Here is an 18,598-nt window from a genome sequence, read left to right as displayed (position 1 = left end):
GATGAAGACGTAGTGGTACGTAGGGCCGCAGAATACGCGGCCCAAGTACCAACGTCTTCATAAAGCTGCTCATTGAATCATGTTTTGCATCACTGCGTGATAGCTGGTGACTGGGCAAATTGACGAAGCTGAACGTTTTAGGAGGGATTTGACACTTTGATCATATCAGGATTTTAATGAATTTTGCGCATGAAAGTGGTATAATCGCATCTGAGACATTTATCGAAGGAGATAAAAAATGAAAGAAATACTGAAAATTCCACCGAAGTTCTGGAGCCTTTTCCATTCCGGAAACCGGTATATATACATGGAATCCCTGATGGCTGTCTATGACGAGTATCTGTATAATGACTATTTCCTTACCAGGGAAACCTGCATAACGATTATCGCTGAGCATTTCGCCGACAGGACCGTTGATATATCGGCCGACGATGATGACCTTGACAAAGATGTCATGGAGCCCATGGCTACTAAAATCATCAGCAAGCTGCTGCGGTTCGCATGGCTGAAGAAGGTAGAGGATTACAGCTCGTTTAAGACAAATATCGTGATACCGGACTATGCATCCATGTTTATCGAGGTTTTCAAGAAGCTGGCAAACCCGGATTCTAATGATACGGATCTTTACATACAGAATGTGTATACCAATATCTATTCCTTCTATTATGACGGAAAGGCCGGAATCGAGCTGCTGAAGGCTGCCATGGCAAATACCACAAGGCTGAACAGGGCGCTTCAGGATATGCTCCACAATATGGACCGGTTTTTTGCGGCCCTCCTTGAGAAGGAGAATTACGAAGACCTGCTCAGCGAGCATCTGAATGTCTATGTAGAAGCGATCATAAACCGCAAGTACAGTATCCTGAAGACAAGCGATAACTTCTATATCTACAAGAATGACATCAAGAAGCTGCTCCGTACCATACAGGAGGATGAAAACAGGCTGTACATGCTGAAGCAGAGGCATGAAGCCGAGGGGAAAAAAGAGGAAGCCATCGAAACTGAATTCGAGGAGATCATCTATGAAATAGAGCGGGGAATCATGAATATGGAAGAACGGATATCCCATATCGATACTGAGCATAACAAGTATGTCAGGGCTACTGTAAGCCGCCTGGAATACCTGCTTGGCAATGATGACGGACTGAAGGGGAATGTGGTGACGCTTCTCAACCTGCTGTCAGGGGGAACCGGAAGCGGACTGCTATCCAGGATATCAGGGGCCCTTCAGATCAATGACCACACTGTCGTTTCACCGGAATCCCTTTATAAAAAGCGTGGAAAAAGAAGGGTTTTCGAGGATACAGTAGAGGTGGAAGAGGAACTGGAGGAAGAACTTTCCAGAGACGATATACTCAGGATCAACAGGAATAAGAACCGCTACAGCCAGAGCCAGATTGAGGCGTTTGTACTTGACCGGATGGAGAACGGCAGGTACCGCACAAAAGATCACCCTGTATGCACGGAGGAGGAATTCGACCTTCTCGTCCTGGCTTATGATTACAGCATCAGAAAGAAGAGTCCGTTCCGGGTGGAAGTTTCAGACCAGATGTCCGGAACCATTGAAAATGAAAAATACGTCTATCCGGACGTAGTATTTGTAAGGAAGGAAAAGACAGAACATGTTCCAATACTATAACGAGCTGCTGGACGAGGAGAAGGGCGAACTGACGGATGCCCTGAAACTCCTTTTCAGCCAGACCTATATATTAGAAAGAAAGTATGACGGCAGGACGGAACGTTACCTGCCGAACAGGATGTACAGGGTATGCGAAAGACACCTGGATTTCCTGAAAGGGTATTTCAAAATAGCGGATATCGATCTGATTGAGAACAGGCAGTTCGGCATCATTTTCATCAGGACAAAGAACCAGCAGGGAGACAAACTGAGCAGGCTGACAACCATATTCATCCTGCTGCTTAAGCTCATATTCGACGAACAGATGAATATGGCTTCGAATTCTGTCTATGTCTATTCGACCCTTGACGAGGTTTACAGCAAAATACAGCTGTTCCGCCTTTGGAACAACAAATCCATCTCGATTACAGAAGTAAGGAAGACTATGGCGGCACTGAAGAAATACCAGGTCATCGAGATCATGGATGAGATGGGCGGGCTGGACAAAGACACGAGATTTATCATTTATCCTACGGTAAACCTGCTTTTCGACACCCAGACCATAGCAGGAATCATAGAACAGTATCAGGAAGAGGAGGACATCGAAAATGGGCAGATATCAGGTGATGACGAAGATGAGTCTGAACAACTGGCATTATATCAATGAGAAACTTCTGATTTTCAACGATGAAATCAATTTCTTTACGGGACATTCTGGAAGCGGAAAGTCAACGGTCCTGGATGCACTGCAGATCGTACTCTATGCCGACAGCAATGGAAGGGGCTTCTTCAACAAGGCTGCCAAGGAGGATTCAGACCGTACCCTCATCGAATATCTCAGGGGCATGAAGGTCGTGCAGGAAAACAATGTGGCCAGCTATCTGAGGAACAGGAATTTTTCAACCACTATAGTGCTTGAATTCCGGGACACAGAAACAGGGAAGCATCAGAGCATCGGGGTGATTTTCGATGTGGACGTTGCGGTAAATGACGTGAGCAGAATGTTTTTCCAGCATGCGGGAGAACTGCTGGAAAATGGATACAGGGATGGAGACAAAGTCCTTTCCATAAGCGGACTCAGGGAATACATGAAGGAGAACTTCAACAAAGAGGATTACTACTTCAGCAGGACAAATGAAAAGTTCCGGAATGAGCTGTACAGCAACTATTTCGGCGGACTTCATCAAAAACATTTCCCGGCTTTGTTCAAGAAAGCGATTCCCTTTAAGATGGACATGAAGCTTGAGGATTTTGTGAAAAATTATATCTGTACGGAAAATGACATCCATATGGAAGACATGCAGGACAGCGTGGCCCAGTACACGAGGCTGAAAAGGAAACTCGAGGATACGAAGAGGGAAATAGAAGCCCTCAGCCGTATACATGAACAGTATGGAAAATATCACGGATGCTGTGAGAAGGCGGCCCAGTACCAGTACAGCATCGATAAATTTGAAATCAGGACCCTGGAATCAAAATTGGAAAGAATAGAAATCCAGCGGGAGGCATATGGAAACGATATCCTCATCCTCGAAAATACGGTTTCAGATCTCGAAAAGGAAATTGAAAACCACCAGAAGCAGAGGGATGAGATCATCATCGCCATTCAGGAAAGCGGCTACGGCCACCTGGAATCGGAACTGGCGTCCATCAACCAGATGCTGGAAATCTTGAAGGGACGAAAAGCTGCCTATGATCAGATAGCCGGCCGGCTTGGAAAATGGGCAGAGTCAGAGTTTCTGAATCCATCCGTGAAGGAAGCTATAGAAAGGTTCCAGAGATATGAGGCTGACCGCTTCGATATGGAAGCAATCAAGTCGGCAGTTGCTGAGGCAAAAGAGGGGATCGAAAGGGAGAAGGAAGAGCTTTCGGCAAAGATCAGGGAGCTCAGAAACAGGCTCAATGAGAGTTCAGGTCAGATCAGAACCCTGAAGAGCGGCCAGAAGGCATATCCTGCCTATCTGCTTGAAGCAAAGGAGTTTCTTGCAGAGGAACTTGAAAAGGCCTGTAAAATGCCGGTTCAGGTGGATATCCTGGCAGACATCATTGAAGTCAGGGATGAGAACTGGCTGAATGCCGTGGAAGGCTATATGGGGAACAACAAGCTGGGCCTTATGGTGCATCCGGATTATGTCGGGGAGGCAATGAAGATATACAGAAGGCTTGACCCGAAGAAATACTACAGGGCAGCAGTCATAGACACGGAAAGGGTATTGAAGGACAGAAGGCCGGTAATGGAAGGGGCGCTTGCAGAGGAGGTCACGGCTTCGGTGGATTATGCAGGGGCTTATGTGGACTATCTGATGGGGAGCGTCATTAAATGTAGCACAAGGGATGAGCTGCGCCTGAACAGGAGCGGGATCACTCAGGACTGCGTTCTTTACCAGGGCTATAAAATCCAGCATATCAATCCGCGCAATTACACGGAGCAGGCATTCATCGGGCAGGAAGCAATAGAGAGGCGCCTTGCAAGGCTGGAACGTGAGCAGTCAGAACTGGAAACAGAGAAGAAGCCGCTGGACAGGCAGATGGACAGGCTGGGTGAAATCCTCAGGTATGAAAGCTTTTCCGATGACATCGACAGCTATGAAAGGCTGCTTAAGGATGTCCTGGACATCGAACAGAAGGAAAATCAGAAACTGGATTACGAACAGAGCATTGAAGAACTGAAGAAGAAGGATATTGACGGGCTGATAGAGAAGAGGGATTCCCTCCTGCAGAAAATCAATAGAAAAAGCAGCCAGAAAGCGGCTTCAGCAGGAGAATTGAAATCCAAAATGGAAAAACTGGAAGAGTTCAGGGAAGAGCAGATTTCGCTGAGCGAGGAACTGACTGGCAGACAGGCATCATTCTTCCGGGAGGAAGCAAAGGATGAGGAGTATGAGAAATTCATCCTTGAAAACGAAAGGAAGAAGCCGGAGGCTGTAAAAGCGATCCTGCTGGAAGGCAGGGCGGAAGCAGAAAAGGCAGCAGAGACGGAATTCGATTACCTGATCCGCAGGCGGGAGTCCTATCGTGATTCCTACGGGTACAGGGGATTCTCAATTGTCAGCAGGGACAACAGGGAATACGACCAGCTTTTTGAAATCCTGAGCAGCGACAAGCTGGCGGAATTCACTACGAAGGCTGACGAACAGGCGAAGCAGGCCGTGTACCATTTCAAGACTGATTTCATCTACAAAATCAGGGATGCAGTCAAGGAAGTCATGCAGCAGAAGGACGACCTGAACAGAATCCTTTCCCGGCTTGACTTCGGAAAGGACAGGTATAGATTCATTATCACGAGGAACAAGGGCGCGGACGGGAAATTCTATGATATGTTCATGGACGAAAACCTGGAAATAAATCCGCAGCAGCTCGTTGGGAATATGGACAACCAGATGGACCTGTTCAGCATGCAGCATGAGAAGGACTACAGCAGCCTGATAAACGAGCTGATCGAACTTTTCATGCCCCCTGAAAACAGTGACCAGAAATCCCTTGAAGAAGCCAGGGCAAACATGGAGAAATATGCGGACTACCGCACCTATCTCTCCTTTGACATGGAGCAGCTGGTTGAGGGGATGCCTCCTATGCGCCTGAGCAGGATGCTTTCAAAGAATTCCGGAGGCGAGGGCCAGAACCCGCTGTATGTAGCACTTCTGGCAAGCTTTGCCCAGGTATACAGGATAAACCTGAAGTCAAACATCAGGAGGAGGCCGACGCCGAGGCTTGTAGTCCTCGACGAGGCATTTTCAAAAATGGATGCGGAAAAGGTAGGAAGCTGCATCGGCCTGATCAGGAAGCTGGGGTTCCAGGCAATCATAAGCGCGACTAATGACAAAATCCAGAATTACGTGGACAACGTAGACAAGACCTTCGTTTTTGCAAACCCGAATAAAAACAGGATTTCCATACAGGAATTCGAGAAGAAGGAATTCAGGGAGCTGATGCTCTCGGAAGGCAATGGGGAAGCCGGGGCGAATTGAGTGCCAATATATTCAGGCCAGTAAGACTGTAATTATGGATGAAAAGGATGCTTATTTTCGAAAATTCTGTTATGATGTAGAAATGGCTTACGCATTTAAGGAGAGAAAGATGGATAATAATGATATACTGATCAGACTGAGATACGCTTTGGATATAAAGGATACGGATCTTGTGGAAATATTCAGGCTTGGCGGAATTGAAATGACGAAAGAAGAGGTGTTCGACCTGTTCAGGAAGCCGAAGTACGATTCTGACGAGGAAACTGAGAGTGATATTGATGAAGCAGAAGATACGGAAGCGGCTGTAAAATGCAGCAATTTCATGCTGGAGTCATTTTTGAACGGATTTATCATTTTCAAAAGAGGGATCAGGGAGACTGCGGCAGATTCATCTGAAAAGCCGGCTCTGGCTATCAGGAACAACAAGAGCGTGAATAATGTGCTTCTGAAGAAACTGAAGATAGCCCTGGCATTATCAAGCGAGGATATGCTTGAGATACTGGCGCTGGCAGGAGTCGTGATTACAAAGGGAGAACTGAGTGCCGTGTTCAGAAAAGAAGGACATAAAAATTATAAAGAGTGCGGCGACAGATATGCCAGGAATTTCCTGAAGGGACTGGCAATCAGATACAGAAAATAAGTTATAAAACGGCTTTGGACAGTTTACAGACTGACCAAAGCCGTTTTTTTCACAGAAAAAATCATCCTATGAGATAAAAACGCTTCGCGTGGAGGCACACTCAAACCTATTCCGTGACTGTTTCGTAAGTCCAGTCTGCAATTCCGCCAAAATCGTATACCTTTGAATAGCCCAGATCAGTCAGTGCCTGTGCGGCAATGGCGCTTCGTCTGCCGGAACGGCAGTATACCAGAATCGGTGCGGATTTATCCTTCAGCATGCTTTCAGCCTTCACATTTATTTCATCATATGGAATCAGCAGGGCACCTTTAATATGGCCCGATTGGAATTCACTGGCAGTCCTGACATCCAGAATCGTGATGCCGGGATTTTTATCCATCATGTCTTTGGCTTCGGCAGCAGTGATTACTACTGGCGCACTGGTAGTTTTTTTTTCAGCACAACCCATAAGGGAGCCTGTGGTGATCACAAGCAACAGGAGGACCAAACTTTTCTTTTTCATAGAAATCACCTTTCTTTCAGATGGCAAACAGGAGCCTGCAGTTTTGCGAAAATATAAAAACCTCCGCATAAGGCAGCAACTCTGAATAGTTACCATTATTATAGCATATTATAGATCAAATAAAAGAATTCAAAAGATATTTCATATAAAAACAAAGATAATTAGATGTGATTAAATAAGTTGACACAAAAATAGGGTGATGATACATTAAAAGTAGGAAAAAATGAGGAGGGATGACAGATGGAATTCAAGCAGGTTTATACGGCAGGACTGGCCCACTGTTCTTATGTCATAGGAGGCAGAAATGCATGCATCGTAGTCGATCCGGCAAGGGAGGTTGATCAGTACATAGAAATCGCAGCATCTTTTGGGCTGCCCATTAAGGGGATAATTGAAACCCATCTCCATGCCGATTTTGTATCAGGCCATATAGAGCTGGCGGAGAAGACTGGCGCAACGATCTATATATCAGCGAAGGCGGGCGCGGAATATGAACATTATGCCATGGCTGACGAGGAGGAAATCATCCTGGACACATTGCTTGTAAGGATGATCGAGACGCCTGGCCATACACCGGAAGGAGCAGTTTTTCTGGTATCAGATCTGGAAAGAGGCAAGGTGCCGGCGCTGGCGTTCACGGGTGATACACTTCTGGTGGGGGATGCTGGAAGGCCTGATCTTTTTCCGGATAGAAAGGAAGAGCTTGCCCTGAGCCTGTATAAAAGCCTTCGGCGGATAGAACAGATAGGCGGCCATGTGGAGATGTACCCGGCACATGGAGCAGGCTCCCTGTGTGGAAAGGCTCTCTCGTCAAAGCTTTCATCCACCATAGGGACTGAAAAAATGTATAACTATGCAATGCAGATCAATACAGAGGAGGAATTTGCCAGTACATTTCTGGAAAACATGATGGAGGCTCCGGACCATTTTTCAAGGTGTTCTGAGATTAACAGGAAAGGACCGGCCAGAACTGACGAGATGCCTAAACCTGTCCCATATAAGCCGAAAGAATTCCTTGAGCTTGCCGAGTCGGGATATCTTGTAGTGGATGCCAGGGATCAGCTTCCGTTTGCGGGGGCACACGTTCCGGGCGCATACGGGCTTAGCCTGAAGGGAAACTTTGCCACATTTGCGGGCTGGGTGCTGCCTCCTGACAAGCCGATACTTCTGGTAGCGGATTCATCAGGTGACCTGGATACGGCTGTAAAAATGCTTCGGAGAGTCGGCCTTGATCAGATAGCAGGCTATCTGAACGGGGGGATGCCGGAGTATGCGGCATCGGGACTGAAGACAGCTTATTTTTCAGGTATTTCAGTAACGGAGCTGAAGGAAAGGCTGGAGAGGAATGAACTGGTTCTGATTGATACCAGGCTGAAAAGTGAATGGGATGCGGGACATATAGAAGGGGCGGTTCATGCGCCGGCACCGGATGTGCGCAACAGATATGAGGAGTGGATTGGAGATAAGCCGGTTGCCTTCATATGCAGCACAGGAAACCGGTCGCTTCTGGCAACCAGCCTGATGATGAAACTGAGTGGAAAGAAAGATGTGATCAATGTAATAGGCGGAGTAAAAGCATGGATGAAGGCAGGTTTTCCTATCGTTTAGAACGACCGGGTTTATGCCGGTTTTGTATGAGAACCTGCAAAGACAGAACACGAACAGAATATGGCTTAAGGAGGCTGATTGGATGAAAAAGATAGTGATTCCCATTGATGGGTCGGAATTTTCTGAAAGAGCGATGAAAAAAGGTAAGGAATTTGCGGAGAATCAGGATTATAATATTGTGCTTGTTACTGTTGTAAACTACACGTTCCCAATATTTCCGGTCGAAACTACGGATTATGCAAAAAAAATATATAATTACAAATATTCACTTTCAGCAAAAATGAAAGAAAGTGCGGAGGAATATCTGAAAAAGGGAAAAGAATCATTCGGAGAACTTTCAGGAAAGGTCGAAACAGTCCTGCTTGAGGGAAATCCTGCAGAGAAGATACTCGAATACCTGGATACGGATGACATTGAGACGGATGCCGGCGATCAGGATGAAATTGCAATGATTATTATGGGCTCCAGCGGTATAAGTTCCTCAAGGGTCCAGCGTTTCATATTAGGAAGCGTGACGCTTAAAGTGCTGCAGTATGCGAAGCAGCCTGTTTTAGTAGTGAAATAGGTAACTGTTCAGAACCCCTGTCTCGCGAGGTGTTTTATGCTGATTTTGCATAAAAACCCGAGACATTCGTGCGCCAAATTGCAGATTTTGCAATTTGTGTGCATCATATGTGACTATGAAGGACGTAGTCCTGAATAGTTACTAAAATAGGATGATAGACAGCATGAAGGAGCGGATGATACCGCTCCTTCATGCTGTCAAAACGTTTGTTTGGTCATAGATTGCGTTTTTTGTTTCTGATGGACTTGAATCCTGAAATAACGTCATTGATTTCTTCTGTAGTATTTGTCTGACGTTCCTTGTTATACATGGAATGAAGCAGTTGAAGCCTCTCTTCAATATTCTTTTTTGCAGAATCCATAGATGTTATGCGGCTGGTATTTTCCGAAACAAGAGAGTAGCAGAAGCTTCGATAAATTGTCAGGAAAAAATACTGTTTAAGCAGATCTGAAAAGAGTGTGTCCCGGTCCATGAGATAAGTCGGGATAGTATTTGATTCCCAAGCTGTTTTCTTTCTGGAAAAAGAATCTATATCAATTGGGAACAGGATCCCAATCTCTTCTTCTAATGCATAATTATCTAATGGTTTGCAATAATAAAGAAGTATCCTGCTGATTGGAACTGTATCCCGGAGCTGATCTATTTTCAGTAGCAGCCTTTGAACGATTGGAATAATACCGGCTTCGGTCTGCGGGACAGAAAAAGAACCGGAAATAGTGTAATCATCCTCAAGTCGGTTCAGGATTTTCTGGCCTATCACTATCACTAAATGCTTTTCATCCTTTGGGATGCTTTTTTTTGCAAATGAAATCATTCTTTCGTTAAAATTGCCGGCAAGCCCGTAATCGGAGCCGAATACAATATGGAGCGTGAATCCGTCTCCGTCTTCTGATACAGATATATATTCGCTGTCTTCGGATAATACGATATAAAGGGCCATATCAAGGATTGATCTGTATTTCATTGAGGCCTTTGCGGCATGCTCGTATTGTAGTATATTTGATGAGGCATGAGCCTTCATTATGCCAACAATTGACTGCAGGCTTTCGGCTGAGGAAATACTTTTTCTTAGAGATTGAAGATTCTGCATAATTAGAAACCCAACTCCTTTTTAAGCCGGTCTTCCACCATTTGGAGAAAGCCGTTTTTTGTGTCGTTGTCAAGTGTCCCGCGATTCATGAGCAGTGTACGGAAAGCTTCATTTTCCCAGACGATTTTCCCTATGATTTGCTCGGACTCTTCAATTTTATCGAGATCGACAGAATCTAAAACTCCGTTCAATACAGCTAAAAAGATTCCTATCTGTTCGGTAACATCAATTGGAGAATACTTGGGCTGGTTCAGTGCCTTTCGTATACGTTTGCCTTTTTCTAATGTTTTTAAGGTATCCTCGTCAAGTTTTGCACTGAATCCAGAGAATATTTCCAATTCCTCGAACTGGGAGTAGGAAAGCTTAAGCATTCCGGTAATCTGCCTGTAGGCAGGAAGCTGGGTCTTTCCGCCGACACGCGATACCGAGGTTCCGATGTTCACTGCTGGAAAATTTCCCATTTGAAAAATTTTGGGAGACAGGTAGATTTGCCCGTCTGTTATGGAAATCAGGTTAGTTGGAATGTAGGCGGATAGGTTCTCGGCCTGGGTCTCAATGATCGGCAGGGCTGTAAGGCTCCCCCCGCCATACTTCTCTTTTAAGTGAGTCGATCTTTCAAGAAGCCTCGAATGTATATAAAAAATATCGCCAGGATAAGCTTCTCTCCCAGGAGGCCGTTCGAGAAGAAGAGATAGTTCCCTGTAAGAACGGGCATGCTTTGTAAGATCGTCATATACAATCAGAACATCCCTGCCGCTTTCCATGAAAAACTCTCCAAGTGAGGTTGCCGCATAGGGGGCTATATATGCCAGACCTGGAGGATCTTCTGCCCCTGCGACCATAATAATCGTATGCTTCAGGGCGTTGTATCTTTTCAGGATCTCGATTATTTTTGTTACGGAAGAAATCTGCTGCCCGATAGAACAGTAGATACATATTACGTTCTTGTCTCTCTGGTTGATAATCGTGTCGATTGCAATAGTCGTTTTTCCTGTCTGGCGGTCGCCGAGTATAAGTTCCCTCTGCCCTTTCCCAATGGGAACTACTGAATCGATTGCCTTGATTCCTGTCTGGAGAGGGTCGTGAATAGGAGCGCGGTGCATGATAGGAGGGGCTTCCCTTTCAATCGGAAGTCTTCTTTGTGCATCTACAGGCCCCTTTTCATCTAATGGATTGCCAAGGGGATTTATCACCCGGCCAAGAAAACTGTCGGATACGGGAATGTCGGCTACCATAAATGTTCTTTTTACGCAATCGCCGGCTTTGATATGTTCAAAACCGCCCAGAAGTATAATTCCCACGTAATGAGGATCCAGATTGTAGACCATGCCCATTACGCCTCCGGGAAACTGTACAAGCTCCTGGTTTTTTACGGCGGAAAGGCCTCTTACCATGGCAATGCCCCTGTCAAGGGCGATAACGGTCCCGATTTCCTCCAGATCGTGTGCTTCAAGGGGTTCGGCGACTGTCAGTTCAATTGCTTCATCAAACAGCGAAAGTTGTTCTTTTAGCATAGGCATAACCGGCTCCTTTACTAAGACATATGATCAAGGGTTTTCATTATGATTTTTTCGGATTCCTCGATATATCTCCTGATATTGGCATGCAGGACCAGGGTTTCGAATTTCAGTTCGTAACCGATTACCAGAGAGGTGTCTGTTTTATAAGTAATGCTTTTGTAGTTTCCGAGGACGGATTTCAATGTCTGCTCCAGTATGTTTTTTTGTTCTTCGGAAACAGGTTCGGAACTTGTTAGTGTCAGCGATTCGCCATCGGAAGGGTTAGCTCTGCCGATTGATTGCGTGTCAAGGAGCAGAATCTTATCAATAAAGGCTCGGAATATGCTGTCAGAAAGGTTTTGTGTGCTTGCAGCGGACAGAATATTCGATGCGATTCTGACCGAATTTTGTGCAAGGCTCTTTCTCAGTGATTCAGAAAAGTTCCTTTTTTCCTCTTCAACTTCTTTTAAATAAGCGTGTCGTTTTTCTTCTGCCTGGTTACGGTAGGTATTTGTCAGCTTTTCTTTTGCCAATAAGGCATCTTTTTTAGCCTGTTCCAGAATCTCTCTTTCAGTATTTTTTATAGCTGCTATTTTTTCTTCGTATTCAGTTCTGATTGAATCTGCATCTGCCATTTTTTGATCTGCTTCGTTCAGGGCTTTTGCTATCCGTTCCTGTCTCTTCTCCATTGCATTGAGTACCGGTTTATAGAAAAATTTTTGGAGAAGCAGAAGAAGGATAATAAAATTGAAGATCTGTGCTACGATTTCAAACCAATTGATATTCATGGCTTTAACCTGTTACTGCATTCCAGAACGGGTTGGCAAACAGAAGTATCATTGATAAAACGAAGCAGTATATGGCAGTAGATTCGATCATGGCGAGACCAACAAAGAGAGTTCTGGAAATCGTATTTGCTTCATCAGGCTGCTGGGCGATGGATTTTAATGCCTGGGTTACGGCATTGGCTTCACCTATTGCGGGAGCGATAGAACCTATTGCCATTGTGAGTCCGGCCATAATAATGGATATCATTCCTATTACTGTAACAGAATCCATATAAAAACCTCCTTTGATTCAGTATTGTTGTTGTATGGCTGCTATTTGCCCCGGGTTGCAGCAGCAATGTATACGGTTGCAAGGACTGCGAATATATATGCCTGGATTGTACCGGTAAGCAAGCCAAGCAGCTGCATGATGATCGGAAAGAACAGAGGGATGATTCCAAGCAGTATAGCAATTATAATGGATGAACTCATCACATTGCCATAAAGTCGGATTGCCATTGAAATAGTCCTTGAAAACTCTCCGATGATGTTAAATGGAAGCATGATGATCGATGGCTTTGTATATTCCTTAAGGTATTTGCGGATTCCCTGTACCCTTATCCCGTAAGCCGGTGCCGCAAAGAAAACGCAGAGAGAAAGAGCGATGGTGGTATTCAGCGAACCTGTCGGCGAGACGAATCCTGGAACAATCGACAGTATGGTTGCCGTAAATATGAAAATAAAAAGTGTTCCCACAAAAGGGAAGTAGCGCTTGAATTCCTGCTGGCTGATTTTAGCAATCTGTCCGCTGATGGTTTCTATCAGAGTCTCCACGATATTCTGGCTCAGGCTTATTTTTTTTCCACTTTTAAGGTTCCTGGTCAGCAGAAAAGAAGCAATTACAAGTATGAGCATCGTAATCCAGGTATAGACAAGGGTCGCGGTAATTCTTATGAAATGCCATTCAAAAAACAGCGTATTGCTAGGATCGATTGCCATCTGATCCCTCCTTTTCTTTACTGCAGCTGTTCAGAACTTCTGCTTTCTTGCGAGCAGCTGAAACAAACAGGGTCCTCACCAACAGCACGGCAAGCAGGGAGGCCAAAAGATGATTCCAGCCCCGGTTTCTCAGGAGGAAGAATCCGGTTAACACAACTGCCATGCGCAGGAGCATACTTGACAGCATAAGAAACGCCGGGTACTTAGATTTTTCAAGCTGTGTCAGTGTAAGCTGAAGTCCGCCGAAAAAAAGTATTCCCAAGAAAATGCCAATTAAAAATGAAATCCCAATCATATGCCACCTCCTAATTCTCCAGGCTTTTTTTCTTTATCCATCGCCATGCATTGATACAGCCTATGATGACGCCACTGAAAATGAGGGTCAGGGTCCAGGAAAAGCCCGGGTTGAATTTATTGTCGAGATACATTCCTAATGCGGCGCCGATCAAAGCCGGAACGGCAATAGACCAGCCTATCATTCCGAAGGTTCCGAAACCGAATATGATTTCGCTCCCCCTTTTTTTTGCCTGCAGTTTTTTTTCTGCATCTGATTCTATTTTGTCCACTAATTTGCGCTCGGGTGAATGGTTGTTTTCATCCATGGGCTCCTCCTTGTTAGTCATAAAACTATTCAGCACTACGTCCTTCATAGTCACACAGAGTGAAAGAAAAACACTTTCACTCTTAGCGTTTGTGATTTCACCTTTGCAAGCAAGTGAAACCACGGCACTTAATGATGCACACAAATTGTAAAATCGGCAATTTGGCACATGTAGAACTCAGGTTTTTATGCAAAGCCAGCATAAAAACACCTCGCGGTACTGAACTGCTGAATAATTACTCATTTTCTATGATCATCCTTAACATATCGGCTTCCAGTTTGACGAGAATTTCATTAGTCCGACGTTCTTTCTCGTCAAGCTGCCTGAAACTGTCAGCGACGGTTTTGCTGAGAGTCTCAAGAGTTTCTCCTTTTATCGCCTGCAGACAGGATATATAGACGACGTCGCCTTTTTTAACCAGAAAGCCCTGGTTTATTGCAAAATAATTTACTATGTCACCTGAGAATACGGTTAAGATTCCTGGCTGAAGGCTGCTAACAAAATCTATGTGTTTGGGAAGGATTTGAAAGAACCCTTCTTTTCCAGGAGCTGAAATTTTGTCTGCATCCTGGCTGAAAATGGTTTTGCTTGGAATTATAATTTTCAGATTCATTATTTTTCACCCTGTTTTCTCTTAAAGTCAGCTTCAGAGATATTTCCTATCATATAAAGGTCGCTTTCTCTGTATCCCATATATTCATTATTTAAAATCCGTTCGAAGCCATCCAGAGAATCCTCCAGTTCTACTATTCTGCCGCTGGTTCCTGAAAAATGCTCGGTTGTAAAGAATGGCTGTGTCAGGAATCTTTCCAGACGCCTTGCCCGGTAGACAGTATCCCTGTCATCCTTGGAAAGCTCTTCTATGCCAAGCATGGCTATGATGTCCTTAAGTTCCTCATAGGTGGCCAGGGTTTTTCGGATATCTTTGGCAATGCGGTAATGCCTGTCTCCGATTATATGCCTGTCCAGCATTTTCGACGAGGAATGGAGGGGGTCGATTGCCGGATAAAGCCCCTCGCTTGCTCTTTTTCTCGACAGCACAACAGAGGCTGACAGGTGTGAGAAAGTATGGGTAGCCGAAGGGTCGGTAAAATCATCCGCAGGCACATATACTGCCTGAATGGAAGTGATTGATCCGGAAGCCGTATTGGAAATCCTCTCTTCAAGCTCAGAGAGCTCGCTTGCCAGAGACGGCTGGTAGCCTACCCGGGAAGGCATTTTTCCAATCAGTCCGGATACTTCGGATCCAGCCTGAATGAACCTGAAAATATTATCAATCAGCAGGAGGATATCTTTTTTCTCGACATCCCGGAAATGTTCCGCCATGGTAAGCGCTGCATGACCGACGCGGAAACGGGCGCCCGGTGGTTCATTCATCTGCGCAAAAATCAGGGTTGCATTCTCAAGGACGCCGGCATCCTTTATTTCCCGGTATAATTCTTCGGCTTCTCTGGAACGTTCACCAATACCGCAGAAAATACTGTATCCCTTTGTCCTGCTGGCAGTATTGTTTATCAGTTCGGTAATCAACACTGACTTGCCGACGCCAGCGCCTCCGAACAGACCTGCCTTCTCACCTTTCGCAAGCGGAGTCAGGACATCGATTGCCTTGATTCCTGTAAGAAAGATTTCATCAGAAGTGCTGCGCCTGGAGAAAGGAATCGGTTTTTGATGGATGGATTTGAATTGGGGATTTTTCATAGGGGGACTTTCGTCCAGCTGGTTTCCGAATACGTCAAACATCTTCCCCAGAATTTCAGTGCCAACCGGGACCTGAATATCCGTCCCTGTGTCTGTGATGGGATCGCCGCGTGCAATACCGGCAGTAAAAGTCAGTGCTATGGCTTGAACGGTCTGCTCATTTAAATAGGAAATGACTTCAAAGACAATCTGACCATTGTCGCCTGTAATCAGTTTGTTGTTTATGGATGGAAGCTCTTGGCTGAACACGGCCTCAATGACACTGCCATGTATGGATTTTATGTATCCTTTATTAATAGTTTCCATAAAATAGGCCTCCTTTAGGATTTCAAAATCTGATGCATTCATATATCGCTGCAGTAGATTGCTTTTCAGGAGCAGGTTGATTTGGAAACGGCTAAAATGGACAGGCAATACGAAAAACTGTTAACAATACAAAAGAAAAACAATTATCTGCTATTAAGCAAATTATAAGCTATAAACGAGAAAGTGTAAATAAAACGTTGAAAGTATCAGGCGAAAAACTGGTGAATTGATGTTTTGGTGGATAAATAGCGAAAATACGGATTTTTTGGTGCGTTTCAGAAAAGAATGTGCTATAATTTTCGTAAAGAATTAAAAAAAGAGATAATATGCGTAAAATTCAATAAAACCTGTAAAGAAAAACAATGTAATGCAAATCTGAAATAGCATTATCTTTCTTCAAAGAAATCAATGAATAAGCAGCAGCCAGCAGGGTGATTTTAAAATAAATGATTTTAGCCCTGCCATATGTTATGAGTTAGAAGCGAAGCGGAGTGTCTGAATCCGTTTTCGCTGATATACAGCAGTGTGTCTGAAACAAACATTCATAAACGCTTAACTTTAACACAACGATGGGAGGAAATGATATGACTGGAAAGAGGAAAAGGATTTTCAAAGGAAAATCAGCAAGGGCTGTATTGGCACTGTTAATTGTTCTTTCAATGCTGTTTGCGGAGGTGCTTCCATTTATGGATGCAGCAGAATCATATGCAGCGGGAAGCCAGGAAGGGCTGTTTGCCGGAAAATACGGTAAGGATCAGATATTTGACTGCGTCCGGGTTCCGATGTATCCGGTAGGCGGTACCCCGCTTACGCTGGGATTCTTCGGTGATATCTATGACGCAAATGAGGGCACACTTGTTGACTGGGGACCGGGCGGTGACAGGTATGTCCAGTTTGATGACACGGCAGTTCAGGATGATCCGGATGCGTATCCGGATGCATACAATGTGAAGCTGAATCTGTATGAGGCGGACGGTACATTTGTAAAGACCATCTCAGACTGGGGAACTGTCTGGGCCCTCAATGAATTGGGATTTTTATATATCGGCCTTGATTACTATGGCTACTACATCGCCAATAATGATGCATGCGAATGCGGGGAAAGCACGACCTATATTCCTGATGAAGGGCTTGTGGTGGATGTGGCTGACCTGAACAGCTACCCGGCGTCTGCCTACGTCATCCGTAACGGTTCTCCGGGAGCACCGACAGGAGTCAGCGCCGTTCCTGGCAATGGACAGGCTGTTGTCAGCTTCACCGCTCCGGTCGATACGGGAACAAGCCCTATTACCGGCTATGTGGTTACTGCTTATCCGGGGGGAATCACAGCGAGCGGAGATTCAGGTCCGGTTACGGTAGAGGGGCTTACAAACGGCACTGCTTATACGTTTACAGTAAAGGCCGTGAACGCAGCAGGTCCCGGCTCGGAATCCCTGGCTTCGGGACCCGTTACGCCAATGGCTGATCCGACGATTTCTGTAAGTTCGGATGCAAGCCCTGCAGCAGTCGGCAATGAAATGACGCTGACGGCAGTGTTATCAGGAGCCGACAGCCCGACAGGAACGGTGGTGTTCAAAAATGACGGAACAGTGATCGGTTCGGCGGCGGTAAGCAGCGGAACGGCAGAATTCCTCTACACGCCGACAGCGTTGGGAAGCCTTTCGATAACAGCTGAATATGCCGGTGACAGCAAAAACACAGGTGCAGCCAGCGGTGTCCTGAGCATAGAGGTGGGCAAGAATACCCCTGCTCTTTCTGTTCCGGCAGCAGTACCTGTTTCGCCACAGACTTATCCGGTGTCAAAAATAACCGTGACAGCCGCACTGAGCAGCTATTTCGGTACATTAGGCGGACAGACTGTCAGATTCTATAATGGAGAAGTTCTTCTGGGAACAGCTGCAACTGACAGCAGCGGAACAGCCAGCCTGGAACTGGCCAATATGGTGGCTGGCACCTATAGTCTGACAGCGGAAGTGTCAAGTGATGGTTTCAATAACAGCGTATCAAGCGCAGCAGCAGCTTTTGAAATCAGCAAAGGAACCCAGACGGAACTGACAGTGGGCGGAGTTCCCGCAACGGTCGTGTATGGCGATTCCGGCTTTAAACTTATACCAGCGGGAGGCAGCGGAACTGGAACTGCATATTCGTTCGTTTCAGATAATGCTGACGTGCTCACAGTGGACTCCTTGGGAAATGTCACGGTAAAAGGTGCAGGAACTGCAAAAATAACGGTGACAAAAGCCGGTGACAGCAATTACAATCCTATGAGCCGGGAAGTCAGCATTACGGTCGCACCTAAGCCTCTGGCTGTAAGCGTAAGCCCCGTAACCATAACAAGCGGCCAGGCCATTCCGGCTCTCGTTGTAAATGTGACAGGATTCGTCGGCAGCGATACGGAATCCAATATCGCAGGTTTTCAGAAACCATTGGCAGGACAGAATTACGGAAGCACAGCAGCTCCCGTAACCAGCGCAGTGCTTGCCGTCACATACAGCGGTGGAAATGCTGCTAAAAATTATACATTCAGCTATACGACTACGACTACCATAACCATAAATCCTGTAACGGCGATACTTGTTAAGTCAACGGTGAATGCGAATTCCAGCACTGCGCCAAACACGCGGGATAGTGCACCTGTTGCCGGATATCTGATGCTTCAGGCAGCAGTGGTGATCATGGCAGCAGTCACCCTGAAAAAACGCAGGCCGATTGGAAATGACATGAAATAGAGCT

General features: G+C 45.6%; 17 protein-coding genes. 7 read left to right on the top strand and 10 right to left on the bottom strand.

Annotation, left to right across the window (positions count from 1 at the left end; genetic code table 11):
• The first annotated feature begins 238 nt into the window (after positions 1 to 238).
• The 4 genes from BJR36_RS05255 (at position 239) to BJR36_RS05240 (ending at position 6,226) form a co-directional block, all read left to right on the top strand.
• Complete coding sequence (locus tag BJR36_RS05255; protein WP_091231085.1) at positions 239 to 1,639, top strand: Wadjet anti-phage system protein JetA family protein; 1,401 nt, start codon at positions 239 to 241, stop codon at positions 1,637 to 1,639.
• Positions 1,623 to 2,285 (top strand): DUF4194 domain-containing protein, encoded by a 663-nt coding sequence (locus BJR36_RS05250; RefSeq protein ID WP_091231082.1) that lies wholly within the window; start codon positions 1,623 to 1,625, stop codon positions 2,283 to 2,285. The genes BJR36_RS05255 and BJR36_RS05250 overlap by 17 nt, the downstream gene beginning before the upstream one ends.
• Positions 2,227 to 5,586, top strand: coding sequence for an ATP-binding protein (locus BJR36_RS05245; RefSeq protein ID WP_091231078.1), 3,360 nt, complete (start codon positions 2,227 to 2,229; stop codon positions 5,584 to 5,586). Before BJR36_RS05250 ends, BJR36_RS05245 begins: the two co-directional genes overlap by 59 nt.
• A gap of 109 nt (positions 5,587 to 5,695) precedes the next feature.
• A complete protein-coding gene (locus BJR36_RS05240; RefSeq protein ID WP_091231171.1) occupies positions 5,696 to 6,226 on the top strand; it encodes a YehS family protein in 531 nt (176 codons plus the stop codon).
• Positions 6,227 to 6,332: 106 nt separating this feature from the next.
• On the opposite strand, the gene BJR36_RS05235 is transcribed toward BJR36_RS05240, so the two are convergent.
• Positions 6,333 to 6,728 (bottom strand): rhodanese-like domain-containing protein, encoded by a 396-nt coding sequence (locus BJR36_RS05235; RefSeq protein WP_091231076.1) that lies wholly within the window; start codon positions 6,726 to 6,728, stop codon positions 6,333 to 6,335.
• 240 nt (positions 6,729 to 6,968) lie between these two features.
• Between BJR36_RS05235 and BJR36_RS05230 the strand changes: the two genes are divergently transcribed.
• Both BJR36_RS05230 and BJR36_RS05225 read left to right on the top strand, forming a co-directional pair.
• A complete protein-coding gene (locus tag BJR36_RS05230; protein ID WP_091231073.1) occupies positions 6,969 to 8,336 on the top strand; it encodes an MBL fold metallo-hydrolase in 1,368 nt (455 codons plus the stop codon).
• Between the two features lie 82 nt (positions 8,337 to 8,418).
• Entirely contained in the window at positions 8,419 to 8,901 is a 483-nt protein-coding gene (locus BJR36_RS05225) for a universal stress protein (protein WP_169823599.1), read from the top strand.
• A gap of 214 nt (positions 8,902 to 9,115) precedes the next feature.
• Here the strand turns inward: BJR36_RS05225 and BJR36_RS05220 are convergent, their stop codons facing one another.
• The 9 genes from BJR36_RS05220 to atpD form a co-directional block, all read right to left on the bottom strand.
• Complete coding sequence (locus tag BJR36_RS05220; RefSeq protein ID WP_091231066.1) at positions 9,116 to 9,991, bottom strand: F0F1 ATP synthase subunit gamma; 876 nt, start codon at positions 9,989 to 9,991, stop codon at positions 9,116 to 9,118.
• Positions 9,992 to 9,993: 2 nt separating this feature from the next.
• A complete protein-coding gene (locus BJR36_RS05215; RefSeq protein WP_091231169.1) occupies positions 9,994 to 11,505 on the bottom strand; it encodes a F0F1 ATP synthase subunit alpha in 1,512 nt (503 codons plus the stop codon).
• A 20-nt stretch (positions 11,506 to 11,525) separates the two neighbouring features.
• Positions 11,526 to 12,278 (bottom strand): F0F1 ATP synthase subunit B, encoded by a 753-nt coding sequence (gene atpF, locus BJR36_RS05210; RefSeq protein WP_091231063.1) that lies wholly within the window; start codon positions 12,276 to 12,278, stop codon positions 11,526 to 11,528.
• Positions 12,279 to 12,282: 4 nt separating this feature from the next.
• Positions 12,283 to 12,549 (bottom strand): F0F1 ATP synthase subunit C, encoded by a 267-nt coding sequence (locus BJR36_RS05205; protein WP_091231061.1) that lies wholly within the window; start codon positions 12,547 to 12,549, stop codon positions 12,283 to 12,285.
• Between the two features lie 41 nt (positions 12,550 to 12,590).
• Complete coding sequence (locus tag BJR36_RS05200; protein WP_091231059.1) at positions 12,591 to 13,256, bottom strand: F0F1 ATP synthase subunit A; 666 nt, start codon at positions 13,254 to 13,256, stop codon at positions 12,591 to 12,593.
• Positions 13,240 to 13,551, bottom strand: a complete 312-nt coding sequence (locus BJR36_RS05195; protein WP_091231056.1) for an ATP synthase subunit I — start codon at positions 13,549 to 13,551, stop codon at positions 13,240 to 13,242. The genes BJR36_RS05200 and BJR36_RS05195 overlap by 17 nt, the downstream gene beginning before the upstream one ends.
• A 10-nt stretch (positions 13,552 to 13,561) precedes the next feature.
• Positions 13,562 to 13,879: an AtpZ/AtpI family protein gene (locus BJR36_RS05190; protein ID WP_207648817.1), complete on the bottom strand. Its 318-nt coding sequence runs from the start codon at positions 13,877 to 13,879 to the stop codon at positions 13,562 to 13,564.
• A 214-nt stretch (positions 13,880 to 14,093) separates the two neighbouring features.
• The gene (locus BJR36_RS05185) at positions 14,094 to 14,471 is read right to left on the bottom strand and encodes a hypothetical protein (RefSeq protein WP_091231050.1); all 378 of its coding nucleotides are present in this window, start codon (positions 14,469 to 14,471) and stop codon (positions 14,094 to 14,096) included.
• The gene (gene atpD, locus BJR36_RS05180; protein WP_091231049.1) at positions 14,471 to 15,865 is read right to left on the bottom strand and encodes a F0F1 ATP synthase subunit beta; all 1,395 of its coding nucleotides are present in this window, start codon (positions 15,863 to 15,865) and stop codon (positions 14,471 to 14,473) included. Before atpD ends, BJR36_RS05185 begins: the two co-directional genes overlap by 1 nt.
• Positions 15,866 to 16,449: 584 nt before the next feature.
• On the opposite strand from atpD, the gene BJR36_RS05175 reads away from it, so the two are divergent.
• A complete protein-coding gene (locus BJR36_RS05175) occupies positions 16,450 to 18,594 on the top strand; it encodes an Ig-like domain repeat protein (protein ID WP_242875462.1) in 2,145 nt (714 codons plus the stop codon).
• The last annotated feature ends 4 nt before the right edge of the window (positions 18,595 to 18,598 follow it).

It is taken from the genome of Anaerobium acetethylicum (genome assembly GCF_900096945.1).
GTDB lineage: Bacteria > Bacillota > Clostridia > Lachnospirales > Lachnospiraceae > Anaerobium > Anaerobium acetethylicum.
The sequence above is the reverse complement of the archived record's forward strand: the minus strand, read 5'-3'. Positions and strand labels throughout refer to the sequence as shown.

Coding starts and splice junctions, on each gene's coding strand:
- BJR36_RS05255 (WP_091231085.1), top strand. CDS start 239: ATGAAAGAAATACTGAAAATTCCACCGAAGTTCTGGAGCCTTTTCCAT.
- BJR36_RS05250 (WP_091231082.1), top strand. CDS start 1,623: ATGTTCCAATACTATAACGAGCTGCTGGACGAGGAGAAGGGCGAACTG.
- BJR36_RS05245 (WP_091231078.1), top strand. CDS start 2,227: ATGGGCAGATATCAGGTGATGACGAAGATGAGTCTGAACAACTGGCAT.
- BJR36_RS05240 (WP_091231171.1), top strand. CDS start 5,696: ATGGATAATAATGATATACTGATCAGACTGAGATACGCTTTGGATATA.
- BJR36_RS05235 (WP_091231076.1), bottom strand. CDS start 6,728: ATGAAAAAGAAAAGTTTGGTCCTCCTGTTGCTTGTGATCACCACAGGC.
- BJR36_RS05230 (WP_091231073.1), top strand. CDS start 6,969: ATGGAATTCAAGCAGGTTTATACGGCAGGACTGGCCCACTGTTCTTAT.
- BJR36_RS05225 (WP_169823599.1), top strand. CDS start 8,419: ATGAAAAAGATAGTGATTCCCATTGATGGGTCGGAATTTTCTGAAAGA.
- BJR36_RS05220 (WP_091231066.1), bottom strand. CDS start 9,991: ATGCAGAATCTTCAATCTCTAAGAAAAAGTATTTCCTCAGCCGAAAGC.
- BJR36_RS05215 (WP_091231169.1), bottom strand. CDS start 11,505: ATGCTAAAAGAACAACTTTCGCTGTTTGATGAAGCAATTGAACTGACA.
- atpF (WP_091231063.1), bottom strand. CDS start 12,278: ATGAATATCAATTGGTTTGAAATCGTAGCACAGATCTTCAATTTTATT.
- BJR36_RS05205 (WP_091231061.1), bottom strand. CDS start 12,549: ATGGATTCTGTTACAGTAATAGGAATGATATCCATTATTATGGCCGGA.
- BJR36_RS05200 (WP_091231059.1), bottom strand. CDS start 13,256: ATGGCAATCGATCCTAGCAATACGCTGTTTTTTGAATGGCATTTCATA.
- BJR36_RS05195 (WP_091231056.1), bottom strand. CDS start 13,551: ATGATTGGGATTTCATTTTTAATTGGCATTTTCTTGGGAATACTTTTT.
- BJR36_RS05190 (WP_207648817.1), bottom strand. CDS start 13,879: ATGACTAACAAGGAGGAGCCCATGGATGAAAACAACCATTCACCCGAG.
- BJR36_RS05185 (WP_091231050.1), bottom strand. CDS start 14,471: ATGAATCTGAAAATTATAATTCCAAGCAAAACCATTTTCAGCCAGGAT.
- atpD (WP_091231049.1), bottom strand. CDS start 15,865: ATGGAAACTATTAATAAAGGATACATAAAATCCATACATGGCAGTGTC.
- BJR36_RS05175 (WP_242875462.1), top strand. CDS start 16,450: ATGACTGGAAAGAGGAAAAGGATTTTCAAAGGAAAATCAGCAAGGGCT.